Below are 17227 nucleotides of genomic sequence, written 5' to 3' on the forward strand. Positions count from 1 at the left end.
GTACTCCGAGGAGTGCCGAGTCCCAACGGGGGCGTACCGGAATCGACAGGGAAGTAAGCTTTGTAGTAAGCATGCCGGAGCATGATTGGTTACTCCGTAAAAAATAACGATTGACTCTTTAGTTGGCACTCCCAGCTATGCTATGGCAGCCTAAACTCAGTTTAGCTGTCTAAATGTGCCGTGTGGTTGACGCCTGATACACACCGCGCCGCATATCATCACCCCCTCGGGCTGGCCCGTGACCCTGATCTGAGTCACGAGCGAGATTAAGGATCTAAGGCGCCGAATGAGTGGGTTACCAAACTTACCCGGTGCTCGAAAATTCGATTGGTAAATAAGCATGTAGAAAGCTGCCTTGCGCTTTCGCTGGACGCGAGTTCGACTCTCGCCGCCTCCACGATTCTTTAAGATGCCCCGACTTCCGCTAGGAAGCCGGGGCATTCTTGTTTACCGGACGATCACGGGGCGAACGGCCGAAGTGGTGCCGGCGGTGACTCGCAGCAAGTAGGTTCCCGCAGGAAGCCCAAGCCGGGTATCGAACCGGTGCGGACCTGCGGGTAAATGTCCGTCGTAAAGCTCGCGCACGGGGCGGCCCAGCAGGTCGAGTATGGCCACCCGGACCCGGGAGGGAGTCTCCAGCGTAAAGTTGGTGTACACGACTCCATCAGTCGGGTTGGGGTACACGGTGAAATCCAGACGGGCTACGGCCGCGTCGTTTGTGGACGTCAGGCGGCCGCCCCCACGTTCCACGGATTGCGACAAAAAGACCCGGTACTCCCCGGGGCCGAGGTCGATGCTGGTGTTTCCGGCGTCGAAGCGCACGTCCGTCCGGTTGAAGTAGTCGTACCAGGTGCCGGTGGAGGGGACGGCCGTCGTGACGGTGGCGGGAGTCACCCCGAAGTTACCGACGATGGCCGCCGGACCGTCCTCACTGTCGAGAAATACGTACTTGACCTTCCCGCTAAGGTCGGATGCCGTCACTTCCCCGTGGAAGAAATCGAAGTTGTTGCGGACGTAGAGCAGGTCGGCGATGGTATGGTACACCTCCTGGCGGTCGGCATTGTTGCGGTACGACCATACGATCGGTTTAGGATCGGTACGGCAGCCGTTATCTACCCGGCCGTCGGGGCAGTAGTTAATGGGGTAGTCGTATCCCAGTTCGCCGAATTGCCACAGCATCTTCGGTCCGGGCAGGGTATAGAAGAAGGCACTGGCCAACTCCACCCGGTTCAGCGCGGTGCGGAGATCCTTAACGCTATAGGCGCCGCTGCCGTTGCCGAACTGCAGATTCTTGTACATCATACGCTCTTCGTCGTGGCTCTCTATGTACGCCACGAGGCTGCGCTGGTCGAAGCCGCGGTTCTGGGCCAGTACACCACCGAAGTTCGACTTCGATCCGTCGTGGTAGCCCATGGATGCTTCCAGGTAAGCGTCGTGGGGCTGGAAACCGGACCAGAAGTACATGCCCTCCCCGTACTGTGCGAGTTCGTTCTCTTCCCGGCTCTCCCCCAGGTGCTCCATGATGACGTAGGCCTCGCTGTCTACCGACCAGACGCGATCGGCGTAATCCTGTAAAATCTCGATCCGCGATGCATCGTAGCGGTTCCAGGAAGCTACGTCGTTGCTGAAATTCTGGGTAAACCCTTTGCTTAGATCGAAGCGGAAGCCGTCGACGCGGTACTCTTCCAGCCAGTACTGAAGGGTGGTCTTCACGTACTCCCGCGTCAGCTCGCTTTCGTGGTTGAGGTCGTAGCCTACGTTGAAGGGGTGGCGGGCGGTGACGTTGGCGTAGGGGTTATCCGCACCGGGTTCGTAGGGCTGATTGCCCGGCCACATCCGGATCAGCGGACTCTCCCCGAAGGCATGATTGTAGACCACGTCGAGCACCACGGCCATGCCCCGGGCGTGGGCGGCGTCAACGAATGCCTTGAAATCTTCCGGTGATCCGTAGTACTTATCCAGGGCCATGTGAAAGCTCGGATTGTAACCCCAGCTGATGTTGCCCTCGAACTCACTGACGGGCATCAGTTCGATGGTATTGACGCCGAGGCGGTCGAGGTAGTCGAGTGTATCCGTGAGCGTCCTATAATCGTGAGCCGCTAAAAAGTCACGCAGGAGCAACTCATAAACGACCATCTTCTTCGGGTCGGGTTTTTCGAAGTCCGTAGTCTGCCAGGTGTAGTCCGGCGGGGTCAGGCGGAACCAGCTTACGATCCCCCCGGATGCCCCGCTGGGGTAGGAGGGGATGCCGGAGAAGGTCACGTCGGTAATGAAGGGATCGTTCTGGGGATCCAGAACGAGTGTACTGTAGGGATCGGCGAAACGCCCCGCGCCGTCTATGGCGTACTGGTACAGCAAGTCCTCACAGGACGGAGCGGTAGCGCACGATAGATCGGCCGCGGAAATTTCGATCCAGAACGAGTTACCGTCGGGGCTGCGGTTCATGCGGCTGCCGGCGGTCGGCGACCAGTCGTTAAAGTTTCCTACTACGAACACATCTTCCTTGCCGGGCGCGCGCAGCAGAAGGCTTACGCTTCCGCTCTCGTTGAGCGTCGCGCCGGGGCGGAGTCCCTCGGGGATAGCGGCGACGGCCGGCTCCCCCGTGATGTAGGTAACCGTTGCACGGGCCGTTTCTCCCCGGTACCGGGCCGAAATGGTGTAGGTAGTGACCGCCGCGTCCGGTAAGGTGACGCTTGCGGCGATATCCTCCGCGGTAGCCGTGGCAACCAATTGACCGTCGGTAGTGATCTCCAGCGTTGACGAGACGTAGGACGTTGCGCCGAGCATCACCCGGTCGCCGACCGTAGCGCTTATCACGGAGCTGGAGGGACTCGTGAGATCGAGCTCCAGGCGGCCGGTCACCCGAAAGGAATCCTGCACGACTTCCCCGCCGCCGGTGGCCTCCGCGCGAATAGTGTGGGCCCCCGGATCGAGGAGTCGCAGATCGTGAGAGAGTTCCCGCCCGTTTATCGTGGCGACCAAGCTATCGTTGTCGAATAGGTTAATCGTAGCGTCGGTGGTCGTGCCGACCGAGACCGGCAACACTTTACCCAGAGCATAGAAATCGTCAATCGGATCGCCGAGCAAGTTCAGGGTCAGCGCGTCCCCGGACTTGACATCCAGAAAAATGTCCTTACCTCCGCTCGCCTTTCCTTCCCGGTCGCCCGTAGCGTCCCGGAAGACCAGAGCGATCTGCAGGATCTCGGTGTCCTCCGCGACGCCGTAGTACGCGCGGACGGAGGGGGAAAAAGTGTAGGTGTACTTGTTCGGCTGCCCGTCCACGGGCGTTAACTTCCAGGCGGGATCGGCCTTTCCCCATTCGGTCTGCACGTTTTTCCAGTCGCTGGGTGAAGTGCTTGCGGCGGTGATTACGCCCGTATGCAGATACACATCGCAGCTGCAGTCCTTCAGTCCGCCGGTGCCCTGGCTGGCGTCGAACGTGATCGTGAGTGGGCGGTCGGCTACGGGGACGGCAGGGTCGGTGGTGACCAGTTGTGCCGGAAGAAGAGCGGTGAAGAGGAGGCTTAGGCTAAGTAAAAGTCTGTGCATGGTCGAAATTTGGTCGGCCGAAGATAGAATAAGAAAAGCCCCCCGATCATCCGATCGGGGGGCTTTGTTGGGTCAGAGACCAAGGTGCGTTCGCGTACCCTTAGTCGTTGTAGTTATCGCTGTGGCGCGAGCGGTTGCGTGGGTAACCTCCGCGATCCTCGTGCCGGCTGTAGCTTTCGTAGTCTTTGTCGCCACCGCGATCGTAGCCACCGCCCCGGTTGCCCCGGTCGTAGCGCGATCCGCCGTCGCTGCTGCGGTCGTAGCCGCCACGCTCGTAGCCGCCTCCGCCGCCACCGCTGTAGCCGCCACGGTCGTAACCGCCGCCTCCGCCGCCGCGTCCGCCACGGTCGTAACCGCCGCCTCCGCCGCCACGTCCGCCACGGTCGTAACCGCCGCCTCCGCCGCCGCGTCCGCCACGGTCATAGCCGCCGCCTCCGCCGCCGCCGCCACGGTAGCCGCCGCCACCGCCGCCGCCACGGTAACCGCCGCCGCCGCCACCGCCGCCGCGGTAGCCACCGCCACCGCCGCCGCCGTAGCCGCCACCGCCGCCTCCACCACCGCCTTTGCGGTCGTTTTCTTTGACAACGATAGTGCGACCGTCGAGGTCTGTTTGGTCAAGCGCTTCTATGGCAGCCTGCGCTTCATCGTCGCTTGGCATTTCTACGAAACCAAAGCCACGGGAACGACCGGTCTCCCGGTCAAGGATGATTTTTACCGACTCAACTTCGCCGTAGGCGCTGAAGGTGTTACGAAGGGTGTCTTCGTCGGTATCCCAGCTGAGCCGGGCAACAAATAAATTCATAATGAAAGAGAAAATGATTAAAACAAATGGTAATGTTGAAGGCAAGGCTAAAGGCTAGAATGTAAGTCCCATCTTGAAAACGGTAGCCAACTCCAGAACCGTGAAAAACTACGTTATTAACAACAACGCGGTCCCCTTATGTTGCGGACCAAAGCAAAAATAGCCCCTAAACCAATGCAATACCTAAAATTTTACGCTTTTCTCTGTTTGGCTAACTTTTCTTGTGGAGCTGATGCACCGGACGGGGGCATGTTTGGTGAAATAAATGATCAACTGACGCAACTGCGGGCTACCCACGCACCCGACCGGCGCACCGATCGGGTGGAAGTGGAAGCGGTCGAACGCGCGGATTCCCTGATTCTGCGGGGATACACCACCGTACCCGCCGCCCGGGAGCAGTTCCGCGCGTGGGCGCAGGATAATCCGCTGGTCGTCGATAGTACCCGCCTACTGATCCCCGGTGACACCGGCGAAGACTACGGCCTCGTCCGGGTATCGGTCGCCAACATCCGCACCGAACCCGGCCACTCCCGGGAGTTGACGTCGCAGGCGCTGATGGGCACTCCCCTCCAGGTCCTCGACGAGCAAAACGGCTGGTACCTGATTCGCACTCCGGATCGTTACCTCGCCTGGCTGGAGGGCGGCGCGTTTACCCGGATGGATCGCGCGACCGTGGTTGGCTGGTTCAACGACGATCTTCGCTCCTGCGTCCCCGCCCAGAGTACGGTACTCAGCGAACCCGGGGGCGGCCGGGTCGTCTCGGAACTCGTGGCCGGTAACCTGATGCAAACGAGTGGCCGTCGTCAGGCTGAGTACGACGAAGTGACCTTGCCCGACGGACGGATGGGATGGGTTCCCACCAACGACTTACAACCCTACCGCACCCTCGCCACGCCGACGGAAGTTCGGGTGCCGGACATAATCGCCACGGCCTTCGCACAGGTGGGTAAGCCTTACTTGTGGGGTGGTACCAGCCCGAAGGCCATGGACTGCAGCGGCTTTACTAAAACGGCCTATTACCTCAACGGCTACGTCATTCCGCGCGACGCCAGCCAGCAAGTGCACGCCGGAACGGAAATCCCCCTGGATTCCGCCTATTCGCAACTGCTACGGGGTGATCTGCTCTTCTTCGGCAACCACCGACCCGACGGGAGTGAACGGGTTACCCACGTGGGATTTTACCTGGAGGACGGGCGTTTTCTACACGCGGGGGCCGACAACGATTACATCACCGAAAACTCCCTGATGGAGGATGATCCGGATTACGCCCCACACCGCCGGGAGAGTCTGCTGCGTGCCCGGCGACTGCGCGAAAGCGGGGCGGGGGTGGTGCCGATTGATAGCGCCTTCCGGGCTATTTACACGAGGTCCTCGTCCCGGTAGGGGCGGCGGCTTTCGAGTTCCCGCAAATCCATGCGGTCCTCGAGGTCGGGTAGGGGGGTACCGCTTTCGTGTTCCCGGGGATGCACGTCTTCCGGATCGGCCAGCGGACCGTACAGGCTAAGGGCCTGCATGACCAGACCGATCCCCCAGCCAAGAATGGGCCACACGGCCCAGAATACGCCGACGTAGGTGATGAGGTTGAGCAGAACGAAAAAGCCGCACATGACCAGGTAAGTGCGTAAGTGGCGCCGGAAGTCGAGTTTTTTCTCGCTGAGGGTCTTCTGATTGTACTTACGGCGTTTGCGGCGGCTCATGGGGGCGTGCTTATTCGAGTATGGCGATCACGGTCTTGTTTCCCTTCACTTTTTGCCCGATCTCGACGTTGATCTTGGTGCCGAGGGGTAGGAATACGTCGACCCGGCTGCCGAACTTGATGAAGCCGAAGTCTTCCCCCTGCACCACTTGTTGGCCTACCTCCAGGTAGTTTTTGATGCGCTTGGCGAGGGCGCCGGCGATTTGTCGCAGCAGAATTTCCGTTTCTCCGGTATCGATCACCACCGTGGTCCGTTCATTTTCGGTACTGCTCTTCGGGTGCCACGCTACGAGGTACTTACCCGGGTGGTACTTGTTGTACTTCACCAGCCCGCTGACGGGGTTGCGGTTGACGTGCACGTTGACCGGCGACATGAATATACTCACCTGCAGGCGCTTGGCCTTGAAGTATTCCGGTTCGTAGGCTTCCTCAATGACCACGACCTTGCCGTCGGCCGGTGCGTACACCAGGTGATCGGCTTCTTCGGGAACCATACGGGTAGGGTTACGGAAGAACTGCAGAATGGTCAGAAAAAACAAGCCCGCGGCCACCGACACTACCGGAATCTGGGCCGGCGCCTTCCAGTACACCAGGGCAACGACGAGGCCGAGACCAACGAACAACACTGCCAATATCCGGCGACCTTCCGGATGTATCTTCATGGGTTTGCGCAAGACGGGGGTAGTTTTATGCGGTAAAGATCGGTCAAGGACTGCGAACGTAGAGCGATAACGTGCGGTACGTGCGATTCGTTCTTGCCGGAAGCGGGGGGCGACCGATTTAGCCGGGAACGTCGGTACGTAACCGAAGAAGGTCATGACCGGTAGCCGCCACCAGCGCCAACATTTGGGCGAGGTCCGCCGGGGTGGTAAACGCGTTGGTCAGCGTGCACCGCAGGTAAACGTGTCCGTTGATCCGGGTCTGTACGATGTAAAAGGTGCCGTCTTCGGTGAGCGTAGTACGGATGAGCTGGTTCAGTCCGTCCCGGTCGGAGGGGGAGAGGGTAGGGTGGGAGAAGCGAAAGCACACGATGTTGATGTCCGGCTCTACGAAGAGTTCCAGATCGGGGTGCTCCCGAACCTGCCGACCGAGTTCCCGGCCGAGATCACCTACCCGGACGACGTAGTCCCGGAAGAGCTCCGGGCCGTATTCGCTCAGTAGCGTGAACACCCGCAGTCCGAGCATCCGCTTGGTGCACTCGAAGCTCCGGCGGGCGATGTTGGACCAGTCTTCGTGGCCGTCTTCCGCGGCCAGGAGGTACTCGGCCCGTTGCTGAAAGGTGCGGTAAGCATCCGTCCCCTCCCGGAAGAAGAGCCCGGTAGTGATGGCGGGGGCCATCAGCATCTTGTGGAAATCCACGGCAACACTATGGGCGCGTTCCAGCCCCCTGGTGAGGGCCTCCCGACCGGGATCGAGGCGAACGGCCACCCCGTGGGCCCCGTCAATGTGTAACCAGAGGCCGTGGCGATCGGCCGCGTCGGCCAGGGCATCGATGCGATCGTAGGTGCCCGTGCTGGTGGTACACGCACTGCCGACGATGGCGATTGGGGTCAGCCCCCTGTCCCGCGCGTCGGCGATCAGCCCGTCGATGAGGTCGGTCCGCATCCGCAGCTCGTCGTCCGTGGGAACGTGGATGATACCCTCGGCCCCCCAGCCCATGATCCGCACGGCGCGATCGATGCAGTAGTGAGCTTGCTCGTTGACCAGCAGACAGGGGCGCACGTTGTGGCTGCCCCGCTGCCAGACGTCCCCCTCCGGCCACTGACGCGAGCGGGCGGCGAGTAGCGCCGTGAGGTTGGCCAGCGTACCGCCACTGGTGAGGAACCCTCCCGCGGAGGGGGCCAGCCGCAGCATGCGGGCGAACTCCTCGATCACGATCCGTTCGGTGGCCACGCCGGCCCGCCCCATCTCGAAGATGGCCATACCGGTATTGAGGAGGCTGGCCGCCGCGTCGCTCACCGCGGCGAGGGGGGCGGGGGGCACCACCTGGTGACCCATGTAGCCGGGGTGGTGCAGGTGGACGCTGTGATCGATGACGGCCGTGAAGATCTCCTCCGCTCCGGCCCGCCGGTCGAGCAGGGCCCGAAAGGTTTCCAGGCTTTCCTCGGGGGTCTCGGGCGGATTCGCGGGGTATTCCCCGACGTTGATCAGATAATCCGCCAAGCGGTCGATGAGGGCATGACCCGCCCCTCGGAATGCTTCCGGGTCGTAGGCGCGCTGGAGCAGTTCGGTCACCGTTTAGATACCCATTTCCGCCCGGCCCGCGTCCAGGATCTTGCGGGTTTCGGCCGCGTCCGCTCCCTGGGCGTATACCCGCAGTACGGGTTCCGTGCCGCTGGGGCGGACCATCAGCCAGCGATCCTCGCCGTCGAGGTAGAACTTGGTGCCGTCCACGTGCTTCACGTCGGTAACGGTGTAGGGACCGATCTTCTTGAAGGGATCTTCTTCGGCCTGCTTCACGATTTCCCACTTGCGGTCGTTCTCGACGTGTACGTCGTCGCGGTCGCAGTTGAAGCTGCCGACCTTGTCGTACACGTCCTGGATCAGCTCGTTGAGGGACTTGCCGGTCTTAGCCATGTACTCGGCGATCATCAGGCCGATCCAGATGCCGTCGCGCTCGGGGATGTGCCCGCTGACGGCCAGTCCGCCGGATTCCTCGCCACCGACGATCACCTCGCGTTCGGCCATGATCTCGGCGATGTACTTGAAGCCGATCTTGGTGACTTCGTACTTCAGCCCGTACTGCTCGGCCAGTTGCTTGAGCTTATCGGTTACGGAGAAGGTCAGGATGACCTCCCCGTCCTTGATCCCCTTGTAGTCGTACTGGTACATCAGCAACAGCAGCAGGATATGGTGGCTGTCGACGAAGTCCCCGTTCTCGTCGTAGAGTCCGATGCGGTCGGCGTCCCCGTCGTTGGCGATGCCGAGGGAGAGTTTGGGGTCTTTCTTAATGACGTCGCTCAGCTGGGTCAGGTTGCGGCCGATGGGCTCGGGGGCCTGTCCCATAAAGCTCGGGTTGTACTCGCAGTGGAGGTGACGGGCGTCGGGGAGCAAGCGGATCATGGCGGACTGTCCGGCACCGTACATGGCATCGTAGGCGATCCCGAAGCCGGCGTTGCGGATCAGGTCCATGTCGAAGTTGGCGTTGACGTGATCGAGGTAGATCTGCTCGAAGTCGTGTTCTTCGATCAGTCCTTTCTCGCGCAATTCCTCCATGGTCGGCAGGTCGGTGGGCACTGCATCGGGAATCAGGGCTTCCACGGCGGATACATCGTCGGGCACGCTCGGTCCGCCGAGTTTCGACTTCAGTTTGAAGCCGTTGTAGGACGGGGGGTTGTGGCTGGCGGTGATGACCACGCCGAGGTCGGCTCCCGTCTTCACGACCCCAAGGCTTACCATCGGCGTGGAGATGAAGGCCGGAGCCAGGAGGCTAGTGATGCCGTGCTTGCCCAGGACCCGCGCCGTCGTTTCGGTAAACAGCTCACCGGCGAAGCGGCAATCGTAGCCGATCACGACGCGCGACCCTCCCTGTTGTTTGAGCCACAGCGCGGTGCCTTCGGCCACGCGTTTGACGTTGTCGACGGTGTATTCCTGGGCGATGATGGCGCGCCAGCCGTCGGTGCCGAATTTGATCTTGATGGGGTCCATGGGGGTGATTGTTTTAATGGGTTACGCACGAAGGTGGCAAATTTACCTTGTATCCAAGTAATGGGTGGGGGGATTTGTGCGCGAAAGCGGCCGTGAATCCTACCTTTGCGGCGTGAACTACCTCACCGCCGTTCTCCTGGGGCTCGCCGCCGCGGGTGGAGCAACCCTATTTCCCGGCATGCTCAATATGACGAGCGTTAACGTAAGTCTCCGGGCGGGTCGGCGGGCCGGTTATCAGTTCGCGGCCGGTATGGCGGTAGCGTTTACCCTGCAGGCGGGGCTGGCCGTGTTCTTCGCCAATTACTTCACCGCCCACCCCGACATTCTGCGCCTCATGAAGCAGTGGGCCGCGCTGGTCTTTCTCGTCCTGGCCGTCTTTTTCCTCTTCAAGGGATACCGGGCCAAGGTCGCCGAAGCCCGGCCGTACCGGGGCAGTCCGTTCGTGCGGGGAGCCATTCTGGCCGTCATGAACTTCCTGACCGTCCCCTACTTCTTCGCGCTGAGTGGGTGGTTACTTACCGATGGATACCTGGCCGGAACCGCCGCGGCGCGTATAGGTTTTACCACGGGCGCGGGCGCGGGTGCTTTGTTTACTTTCGGGGCTTACGCCCGCATGGCCGACTGGATGTACCGGAGAGCCCGCTTCCTGACCCGCAACATCAACTTCGTCCTCGGAGGCCTCTTGGCCGTGCTGGCCGTGATCCAGGGCGTACGCAGTTGCCTGTAGGGGGAGTTGCCGGTTAATTTATCGACCGGGGCAAACACCCGGTCCGAAATCGGGCTTTCTAAGGGGTATGACCCGCACCGCCGCCGTCCATAATGTACCGTTCGACCTGGGGCGGATCGACCGTCTAACCGCCCGCTTCGCCGAGTGGGCCGCCGATACATTTTCCACCGGCGGATTCCCCCAGCGAGAAATGAGCGCACTCCGTAAGGCCGGTCTGCTGGCGGTAACGCTTCCCGGACAACCACTGGACCTGCGCGCCCGCCATACCCCAGCTCTGTTGCACCTCCTACAGCGTATTGGTGAGGGTAATTTGTCCGTAGGTCGCATCTACGAGGGCCACGTCAACGCCCTCCACCTCATCAGCCAGTACGCCACTCCCCGGCAACAGGAACGTTGGTTCGCGGACGCACGCGACGGCCATTTATTCGGCGTCTGGAACACCCAAATGCACGATGGCGTAAGCATGCGGATGACCGCACCGCAAACCGTCACCCTCAATGGGAGTAAGAGTTTTTGCAGCGGCTCCGTACACGTCACCCGGCCGTTGATCACGGGTGTACGCTACGACGCCGACGGAAACGACCGGGGCTGGCAAATGGCGGTGGTCCCCCTGGACAAACACCGGCCGGCGGTCGACGAATCCTTCTGGGACACCGCCGGCATGCGCAACAGCGTAAGCTTCAAGTTGGATTTTACCGGTATTCAACTGTCCGACGACGATCTGCTCGGGGGCCCCGGCGACTATTCCCGCCAACCGTCCTTCAGCGGGGGCGCCATCCGATTTGCCGCCGTACAGCTCGGGGGAGCCGCCGCCATACTTCAGGCGACCCGCGATCACCTGCAGAAGACCGGACGGACGGATAACGCCCACCAACGGACCCGTGTGGGACAAATGGCCATCGCCTTGCGGAGTGGCGAGCTGTGGCTGCGGCACGCCGGACAGATCACGGACGATCCCGCCGCCGATCCCTCCCTCATCATCCACACCGCTAACATGACCCGCACGGCCGTTGCCGATCAGTGCTCGACCATCCTGCAACTCGCGGAAAAGAGCCTGGGCGCCGCCGGCTTCCTGCACCCGCATCCCTTCGCCCGCCTGCGGGCCGACCTCGGGATGTACCTGCGGCAACCCGCCCCCGACGCGGTGCTGGAAGCCGTAGGTCAACACCTGCTCCATGACCACGCTACCGAATAATCCCACCCTCGTCGCCCGCAAAAAATCGGCGCTCCGGAACGAATCTCCCGTACACCCCATCGGCGACCTGCAGGCATGGTCATTCACGGTGATCGTCGCTCCCCACCCCGACGACGAGTCCCTGGGCTGCGGGGGGCTCATCGCCACGCTTACCGGGCGGGGGCAGGACGTCCGGATAATTTTTGTCAGTGACGGGTCCATGTCTCACCCCAACTCAGAGGAGTTTCCCCGGGAACGCCGGGCCGCCGTACGCCGGGAGGAAGCCACGGCCGCCTGCGCGGAGCTGGGCGTCGGTAGTGACCGGATAGTATTCTTCGATCTGCCGGACGGCGAGGTACCCCGAGAGTACGCCGCCAATTTCGGTGCTCCCGTCGAGACGATGGTCGACTTGCTGGAAAAGTGGCAACCGGATACCATCGTAGTGCCCTGGCGGCGGGATCTTCATCCCGATCACCGGGCGACCTGGGACATCTGTCGCGCGGCGGCCGATCGGCATCCCCAAACACTACGGTGGATCGAGTATCCCATCTGGATGTGGGAAGCCGACAGCATCGTGGATCTACCGCGCGACGAAGAGATGATCGTCTGGCGGCTGGACGTTTCGGCCTGCCGGGAGCGGAAAGAAGCGGCCATCGACGCCCACGCCTCCCAGCTCGGGCGGGTCATCCACGACGATCCGACCGGTTTCGTGCTCGCGGACCACGTGCTCGATCACTTCCGGGGAGCCTACGAGATCTACTTCGAGCCGGCCACCAAACGCCACTCCAGCCTGAGCGGAGCCTACTTCGACCGGGTCTACCGGGACCGCGACGATCCCTGGAATTTCGAGACCAGTGCCTACGAGCGGGAGAAGTACGCCGCTACCCTGGCCGCATTACCCCAGGACCGCTACCAAAGCGGGTTTGAAATCGGCTGTTCCATCGGGGTGCTCACCGAGCAACTGGCCGAGCGCTGTGATCGTCTGCTGGCCGTGGACACCAGCGAAGCTCCGCTGCAAAGCGCCCGGGAACGACTAGCCGGTTCGTCCCACGTAAGTTTTCGGCAGATGGTAGTACCGGAGGATTTTCCCGCCGGTACCTTCGATCTGGTGGTGCTCTCGGAAGTGGGGTATTACTGGGGATACGAAGACCTGCACCGTGCCATCGAAAAGATCCGGACGGCCGTCGTCCGCGGCGGTACGCTCATTCTCGTGCACTATACCCCCTACGTCCCCGACTACCCCCTTACCGGCGACGAGGTCCACGAGGCCTTCATACAACGCCTGGATGGATTCTACCGGGTACATGCGTCCCGGGCCGAACGGTACCGCATCGACGTGTGGAAGCAGGGGAAAGGCACGCCGACCGCGTGAACCGTCGCAGGTCACGGATGGCCACGTCGAAGGTGGTATCCGAAAAGGCGTGCGTCCGCTCCAGTTGTTGCCGTACATCCTGGTACAAACCGCCGAACGTAGTTGCGGTGACGATCCTCCGTTCCAGTTCCTCCGGCGAACATTCCAGGTAAGCGGCCAGGTCCAGCAGAGCGGGGGCATTTCCGACGCGCCGTGCGTAGAAGGCTTCCCGTAGGGCTACTTTCCACTTGTAGAGCCGCAGGCAGTTCGTCAGTCCGGGCACGACGGGTTTGCGGCTCTCGGTTGCCATCCGTGTCCATTCGTCTAACGCGTGACTGAAGGCGACGCCGTCTACCCGGTGACTGGCCCGGTCGGAGGTGGTCACGCGCACGGCGGGGTCGTGGACGAAGCTGACGTCGATACGTTCCAGCGCCCAGCCCAAGGCTACGTCCTCAATAGCCTTCAGGGCGGGCATTCCCCCGCAGGCCCGGTACGCGTCCACCCGTACCGCCATGCTGGGGCCGTACTGTTGAAAGTGTCGGGGAGCGGGATCGTCGGGCCGCGGGTCGATCATGTGCTCGAGGCGCGATTGCAGCAGCCGGTAAGTGACGTCCTGGAGGTAGATTTTCCGGTATCCGTCGCGGTGGCAGCGGGGCGTGGTAATCCGCCCGCCAACCGCCCGGGCGCCCCGGTCAAAGGCCCGCAACGTGGCGTACACCCAGTGGCGATCGACCAGGGTATCCGCGTCGGTGGTCGCGATGATGCCGTGGGGGGGCAGGCGATCGGCGGCGGCTTCCATCATCAGCCTCCGGGCAGTCCCGACGCATGCGATCTCCGGCGAAAATCGCCGCTCGCGAACGTGCAGGCGCGTGTTGGGGTACTGACGGGCAACTTCCCGTGCCACCGCGGCCGTAGCGTCCACGCAGTTGTTCGCCAACAGCACCACTTCGTAGAGGGCGGGATCGAGTGGGCGGTCATCATCATCGACCTGGGTGCACAGAGCCCGGAGCGTATCGCGGATGTACTCCGCCTCGTCCTTGGCGGGCACGGTGATCGTGAGCCGACAGGCGGGGTCGCGGGGGGGAAGCCGCAGGGGAGGGACGACGGGGTAGGCGGGGCTGAGCACGAAAGTGGGTGACTTGTACTGCTCAAATCCGGGAAAAACCGATGAATGTTTACCGGACCCACGAAAATTGTGGGTCGCGCTATCCGACTTGTCCGGTCGGAGCGGGTACCTGGCGGACCTCCGGTTCCAGGCAGACGCCAAATTTTCGGTGCACGATCTGCCGGACGTCTTCGCTAAACGCCAGTACGTCGGTGCCGCGGGCCTGACCCCGATTGACGAGCACCAGCGCCTGTTTATCGTAGGATCCGACCCGTTCGGTGCCGGTTCCCCGCAGGCCCGCCCGGTCGATCAGCCAACCGGCGGGCAGCTTCACCGATTCATCGTCGATGGGATAGCTCGGCATATCGGGATGGTCCGCCGCCAGTCTTTCGTAGTCCGCCCGATCGACCACCGGGTTCTTGAAAAAGCTCCCGCTATTGCCTAGGAAGAACCAGTCGGGCAGCTTGCTGCGGCGGATGTGGGTGACGGCGTTGGCAACGTCGGCGGGGGTAGGGTCGGATATGCCCCGTCGTTCCAGTTCGCTGCCGATGGCACCGTACGCGAGCTTGAGGGGCCGGCGTTCGCTGAGATCGAACTCGACCGAGGTAATGAGGTAACGACCCGGTTCGTGTTTGAAGCGGCTGTCGCGGTAACCGAAATTGCAGTCGGCGGGGGAGAGCGTCACCGGGCCCCGGCCGTACTCCCAGGCGTGGACGGCCGTGATGAATTCGCTGACTTCGGCCCCGTAGGCTCCGATGTTCTGCACCGGCGAAGCTCCGACGGTGCCGGGAATGAGGATCAGGTTTTCCATCCCCGGGAATCCGGCTTCGAGGGTGTAGCGCACGAACTGGTTCCAGTCGGTGCCGGCCGCAACCCGGAAGCGACCCCGCCCGTCGGTCCATTCGATGCCGCTGAGCAGCACGTGCACGGTGAGCCCCGGGATCTCCTCCATCAGCAGCAGATTGCTACCACCACCGAGCACGAGGTCGGGCGCGCGCTCGAATGCGGAACCGGATAGCTGCTCCGGGTGGCGTAGGGGCAGGTAGCGCTCGGCGACGGCCGGCAGCCCGAAGGTATTGAAGCGATCGAGGCGAACGTGTTCCCGGATCATTGGGCCAGGTCAAATTGCAGCCGGGCCAGGGCGGAGTACGCGCCGTGGGGGCGGGTGCTGAGTTCGGCGTGGGTTCCCGACTCTACAATGCTGCCGTTCTCGATCACGTAAATGCGGTCGACGTCGCGAATGGTTGCCAGCCGGTGGGCAATGATGATGCTGGTGCGGCCGTGCATCAGGTTGTCCAGCGCCTCCTGCACCACCCGTTCGCTTTCCGCGTCCAGGCTGCTGGTGGCTTCGTCGAGCAGCAGCACCTTCGGGTCCTTGAGGATGGCGCGGGCGATCGCGATCCGCTGCCGCTGCCCGCCACTGAGCTGAATGCCCCGGTCGCCGACTACGGTTTCCATTCCCTCGGGGAAGCCGTCGATGAATTCCAGGGCATTGGCCTGGCGGGCGGCCTCCCGTACCTGTTCCTCGCTGGCGTCCAGCTTTCCGTAGGTGATATTTTCCCGGATCGTGCCGCCGAAGAGTAACACTTCCTGGGGGACGAGGGCCAGTTGGTCGCGGTAGGCCTCCAGCTCGAAGGCGTCGATGGACTGTCCGTCGATGGCAATGGTACCCCGCGTGACCGGATAAAACCGCAGCAGTAGTTTCACGATCGTGGATTTACCGCTGCCGCTGGCTCCGACCAGGGCCACTTTTTCCCCGGGAGCGACGTGCAGGTCGATGCCCTTCAGCACGGTCACGTCCGGCCGGGTGGGGTAGGAAAAGGTGACGTCGTTGTAGCTGATGGCACCGGCAAAGATGCCCGGCAGGATGGCTTTTTTCGCCGATTCGGTTGGCTCCTGCGTTCCCGCCCCCTCGTATTCCTCGCTTTCCAAAATATCGACCACCCGGTCCGAAGCGCCGAGGGCGGCGACGATCTCACTGTAAAAAGTGCCGAGGCTCGCCACCGAGCCGCCGATAATGGCGGTAAATACAATGAAGGAGAACAGATCACCTACCGGCAGGTCACCGGCCTGTACGAGTAGGATGGCCCGGTAGATGATGAAGAACAAGGCGCCGAACATCACGCTGACCATGAAGGCCGAGAATAGTCCCCGCGCATTGGCGGTACGGATGCTGATGTCGACCGACTCGTCGATGCTGCGGGCGTAGCGGTCCAGTTCGAACGCCTCGTTGGTGTAGGCCTTGACGGTCGAGATACTCTGCAGGGTTTCCTCCACGATGACGTTGGATTCCGCGAGTTTTTCCTGGCGTGCCTTCGTCATCTTGCGCACGTAGCGGCCGAAGAACATGGCCGCGATCACCACCACGGGAAAGACGATAAGGCTGACCAGCGCCAGCCGGAACATCGTGAACAGAATGAAGATCGTGGCGCCGAGCAGGATGATGATCTGCCGGGCGAATTCCGTAAGCGTGAGGCTGAAGACCCCCTGAATCTGGGTAATGTCGTTCGTGATGCGGCTCGTGAGCTCACCGACCCGGCTGCGCTCGAAAAAAGGAATGTTGAGGTGGAGGATCTTGGCGAACAGATCCTTGCGCAGAGCCGCCATGGCCCGCTCGCTCACCACGGCCTGAATGCGAACGCGCCAGAAACTGAGGGGCGCCTGCAGGACGAGCAGCACCGCCAGCAGTAAAAATACCTGGTTGACGGTGAGGCCGTACTTACCGTCGCCGTTATACACGTTGAGGGCCTCCCCCGGCAATTGCAACACGACCAGAAAGACCAGCGAGCTGATGCTGAGGATGACGAAGCTCAGCAAAAACAACCAGCGGTAGCGCCATACGTAGTCGAAGATGCGCATCGAACGCCGCAGGCGGTCGCCGGTAATGCGGGGCTTATCTTCCGCCGGATGAGGTGTACTTACTGCCATGACTGACAAAGGAAACGCTTTAGGCCGCAAAAGATCATATCGCGGACCTTTTTTGAACTTACTGTGATCAAAGGAGGTAATAACACTGAATTTCCGGCAGCGACGTAGGCGATTCACCCCAGGCCGGTTTCTCCAGAATTGTCTTTTGGCAAACGTGTGTACACCGGAACGATTTTGAGAACCCCCGAGCCAACAATTTTACCCGCTAATTTCAGTTTAAGTCGTGTGCCGCTTTTTACCCATCGTG

General features: G+C 61.9%; 13 protein-coding genes and 1 other RNA gene. 5 read left to right on the forward strand and 9 right to left on the reverse strand.

The features are described from left to right. The first annotated feature begins 27 nt into the window (after positions 1 to 27). Positions 28 to 400: a transfer-messenger RNA gene (ssrA, locus tag NMA52_RS11155) on the forward strand. A gap of 47 nt (positions 401 to 447) precedes the next feature. Here ssrA and NMA52_RS11160 read toward each other — a convergent pair. Both NMA52_RS11160 and NMA52_RS11165 read right to left on the reverse strand, forming a co-directional pair. After that, positions 448 to 3549 (reverse strand): alpha-amylase family glycosyl hydrolase, encoded by a 3102-nt coding sequence (locus NMA52_RS11160; RefSeq protein WP_254827747.1) that lies wholly within the window; start codon positions 3547 to 3549, stop codon positions 448 to 450. 100 nt (positions 3550 to 3649) lie between these two features. Then, entirely contained in the window at positions 3650 to 4351 is a 702-nt protein-coding gene (locus NMA52_RS11165) for an RNA-binding protein (RefSeq protein WP_254827748.1), read from the reverse strand. Between the two features lie 207 nt (positions 4352 to 4558). On the opposite strand from NMA52_RS11165, the gene NMA52_RS11170 reads away from it, so the two are divergent. Beyond that, positions 4559 to 5734 carry an SH3 domain-containing C40 family peptidase gene (locus tag NMA52_RS11170; RefSeq protein WP_254827749.1) on the forward strand — a complete coding sequence of 392 codons (1176 nt, stop codon included), beginning with the start codon at positions 4559 to 4561 and terminating at the stop codon, positions 5732 to 5734. Here the strand turns inward: NMA52_RS11170 and NMA52_RS11175 are convergent. The 4 genes from NMA52_RS11175 to NMA52_RS11190 all read right to left on the reverse strand — a co-directional run bounded on the left by NMA52_RS11175 (position 5710) and on the right by NMA52_RS11190 (position 9695). Further along, positions 5710 to 6048 (reverse strand): 2TM domain-containing protein, encoded by a 339-nt coding sequence (locus NMA52_RS11175; RefSeq protein WP_254827750.1) that lies wholly within the window; start codon positions 6046 to 6048, stop codon positions 5710 to 5712. The two genes, NMA52_RS11170 and NMA52_RS11175, sit on opposite strands and share 25 nt — an antisense overlap. A 10-nt stretch (positions 6049 to 6058) precedes the next feature. Further along, on the reverse strand, positions 6059 to 6709 hold the full coding sequence (locus tag NMA52_RS11180; RefSeq protein WP_254827751.1) for a phosphatidylserine decarboxylase family protein: 651 nt from the start codon (positions 6707 to 6709) through the stop codon (positions 6059 to 6061). 118 nt (positions 6710 to 6827) lie between these two features. Beyond that, positions 6828 to 8282 (reverse strand): pyridoxal-dependent decarboxylase, encoded by a 1455-nt coding sequence (locus tag NMA52_RS11185; protein WP_254827752.1) that lies wholly within the window; start codon positions 8280 to 8282, stop codon positions 6828 to 6830. 3 nt (positions 8283 to 8285) lie between these two features. Beyond that, a complete protein-coding gene (locus NMA52_RS11190; protein ID WP_254827753.1) occupies positions 8286 to 9695 on the reverse strand; it encodes a phosphoglucomutase/phosphomannomutase family protein in 1410 nt (469 codons plus the stop codon). Positions 9696 to 9807: 112 nt separating this feature from the next. On the opposite strand from NMA52_RS11190, the gene NMA52_RS11195 reads away from it, so the two are divergent. The 3 genes from NMA52_RS11195 (at position 9808) to NMA52_RS11205 (ending at position 12968) form a co-directional block, all read left to right on the forward strand. Beyond that, the gene (locus NMA52_RS11195) at positions 9808 to 10422 is read left to right on the forward strand and encodes a LysE family transporter (RefSeq protein ID WP_254827754.1); all 615 of its coding nucleotides are present in this window, start codon (positions 9808 to 9810) and stop codon (positions 10420 to 10422) included. Positions 10423 to 10489: 67 nt separating this feature from the next. Next, positions 10490 to 11617: an acyl-CoA dehydrogenase family protein gene (locus tag NMA52_RS11200; RefSeq protein ID WP_254827755.1), complete on the forward strand. Its 1128-nt coding sequence runs from the start codon at positions 10490 to 10492 to the stop codon at positions 11615 to 11617. Next, the gene (locus NMA52_RS11205) at positions 11598 to 12968 is read left to right on the forward strand and encodes a bifunctional PIG-L family deacetylase/class I SAM-dependent methyltransferase (protein WP_254827756.1); all 1371 of its coding nucleotides are present in this window, start codon (positions 11598 to 11600) and stop codon (positions 12966 to 12968) included. The genes NMA52_RS11200 and NMA52_RS11205 overlap by 20 nt, the downstream gene beginning before the upstream one ends. Here the strand turns inward: NMA52_RS11205 and NMA52_RS11210 are convergent. The 3 genes from NMA52_RS11210 to NMA52_RS11220 all read right to left on the reverse strand — a co-directional run bounded on the left by NMA52_RS11210 (position 12868) and on the right by NMA52_RS11220 (position 16980). Next, on the reverse strand, positions 12868 to 14073 hold the full coding sequence (locus NMA52_RS11210) for a glycosyltransferase (RefSeq protein ID WP_254827757.1): 1206 nt from the start codon (positions 14071 to 14073) through the stop codon (positions 12868 to 12870). The two genes, NMA52_RS11205 and NMA52_RS11210, sit on opposite strands and share 101 nt — an antisense overlap. A gap of 79 nt (positions 14074 to 14152) precedes the next feature. Beyond that, positions 14153 to 15163: a UDP-N-acetylmuramate dehydrogenase gene (gene murB, locus NMA52_RS11215; RefSeq protein ID WP_254827758.1), complete on the reverse strand. Its 1011-nt coding sequence runs from the start codon at positions 15161 to 15163 to the stop codon at positions 14153 to 14155. Further along, the gene (locus NMA52_RS11220; RefSeq protein WP_254827759.1) at positions 15160 to 16980 is read right to left on the reverse strand and encodes an ABC transporter ATP-binding protein; all 1821 of its coding nucleotides are present in this window, start codon (positions 16978 to 16980) and stop codon (positions 15160 to 15162) included. Before NMA52_RS11220 ends, murB begins: the two co-directional genes overlap by 4 nt. Positions 16981 to 17227: the final 247 nt, after the last annotated feature.

It is taken from the genome of Lewinella sp. JB7 (assembly GCF_024297185.1).
GTDB lineage: Bacteria > Bacteroidota > Bacteroidia > Chitinophagales > Saprospiraceae > Neolewinella.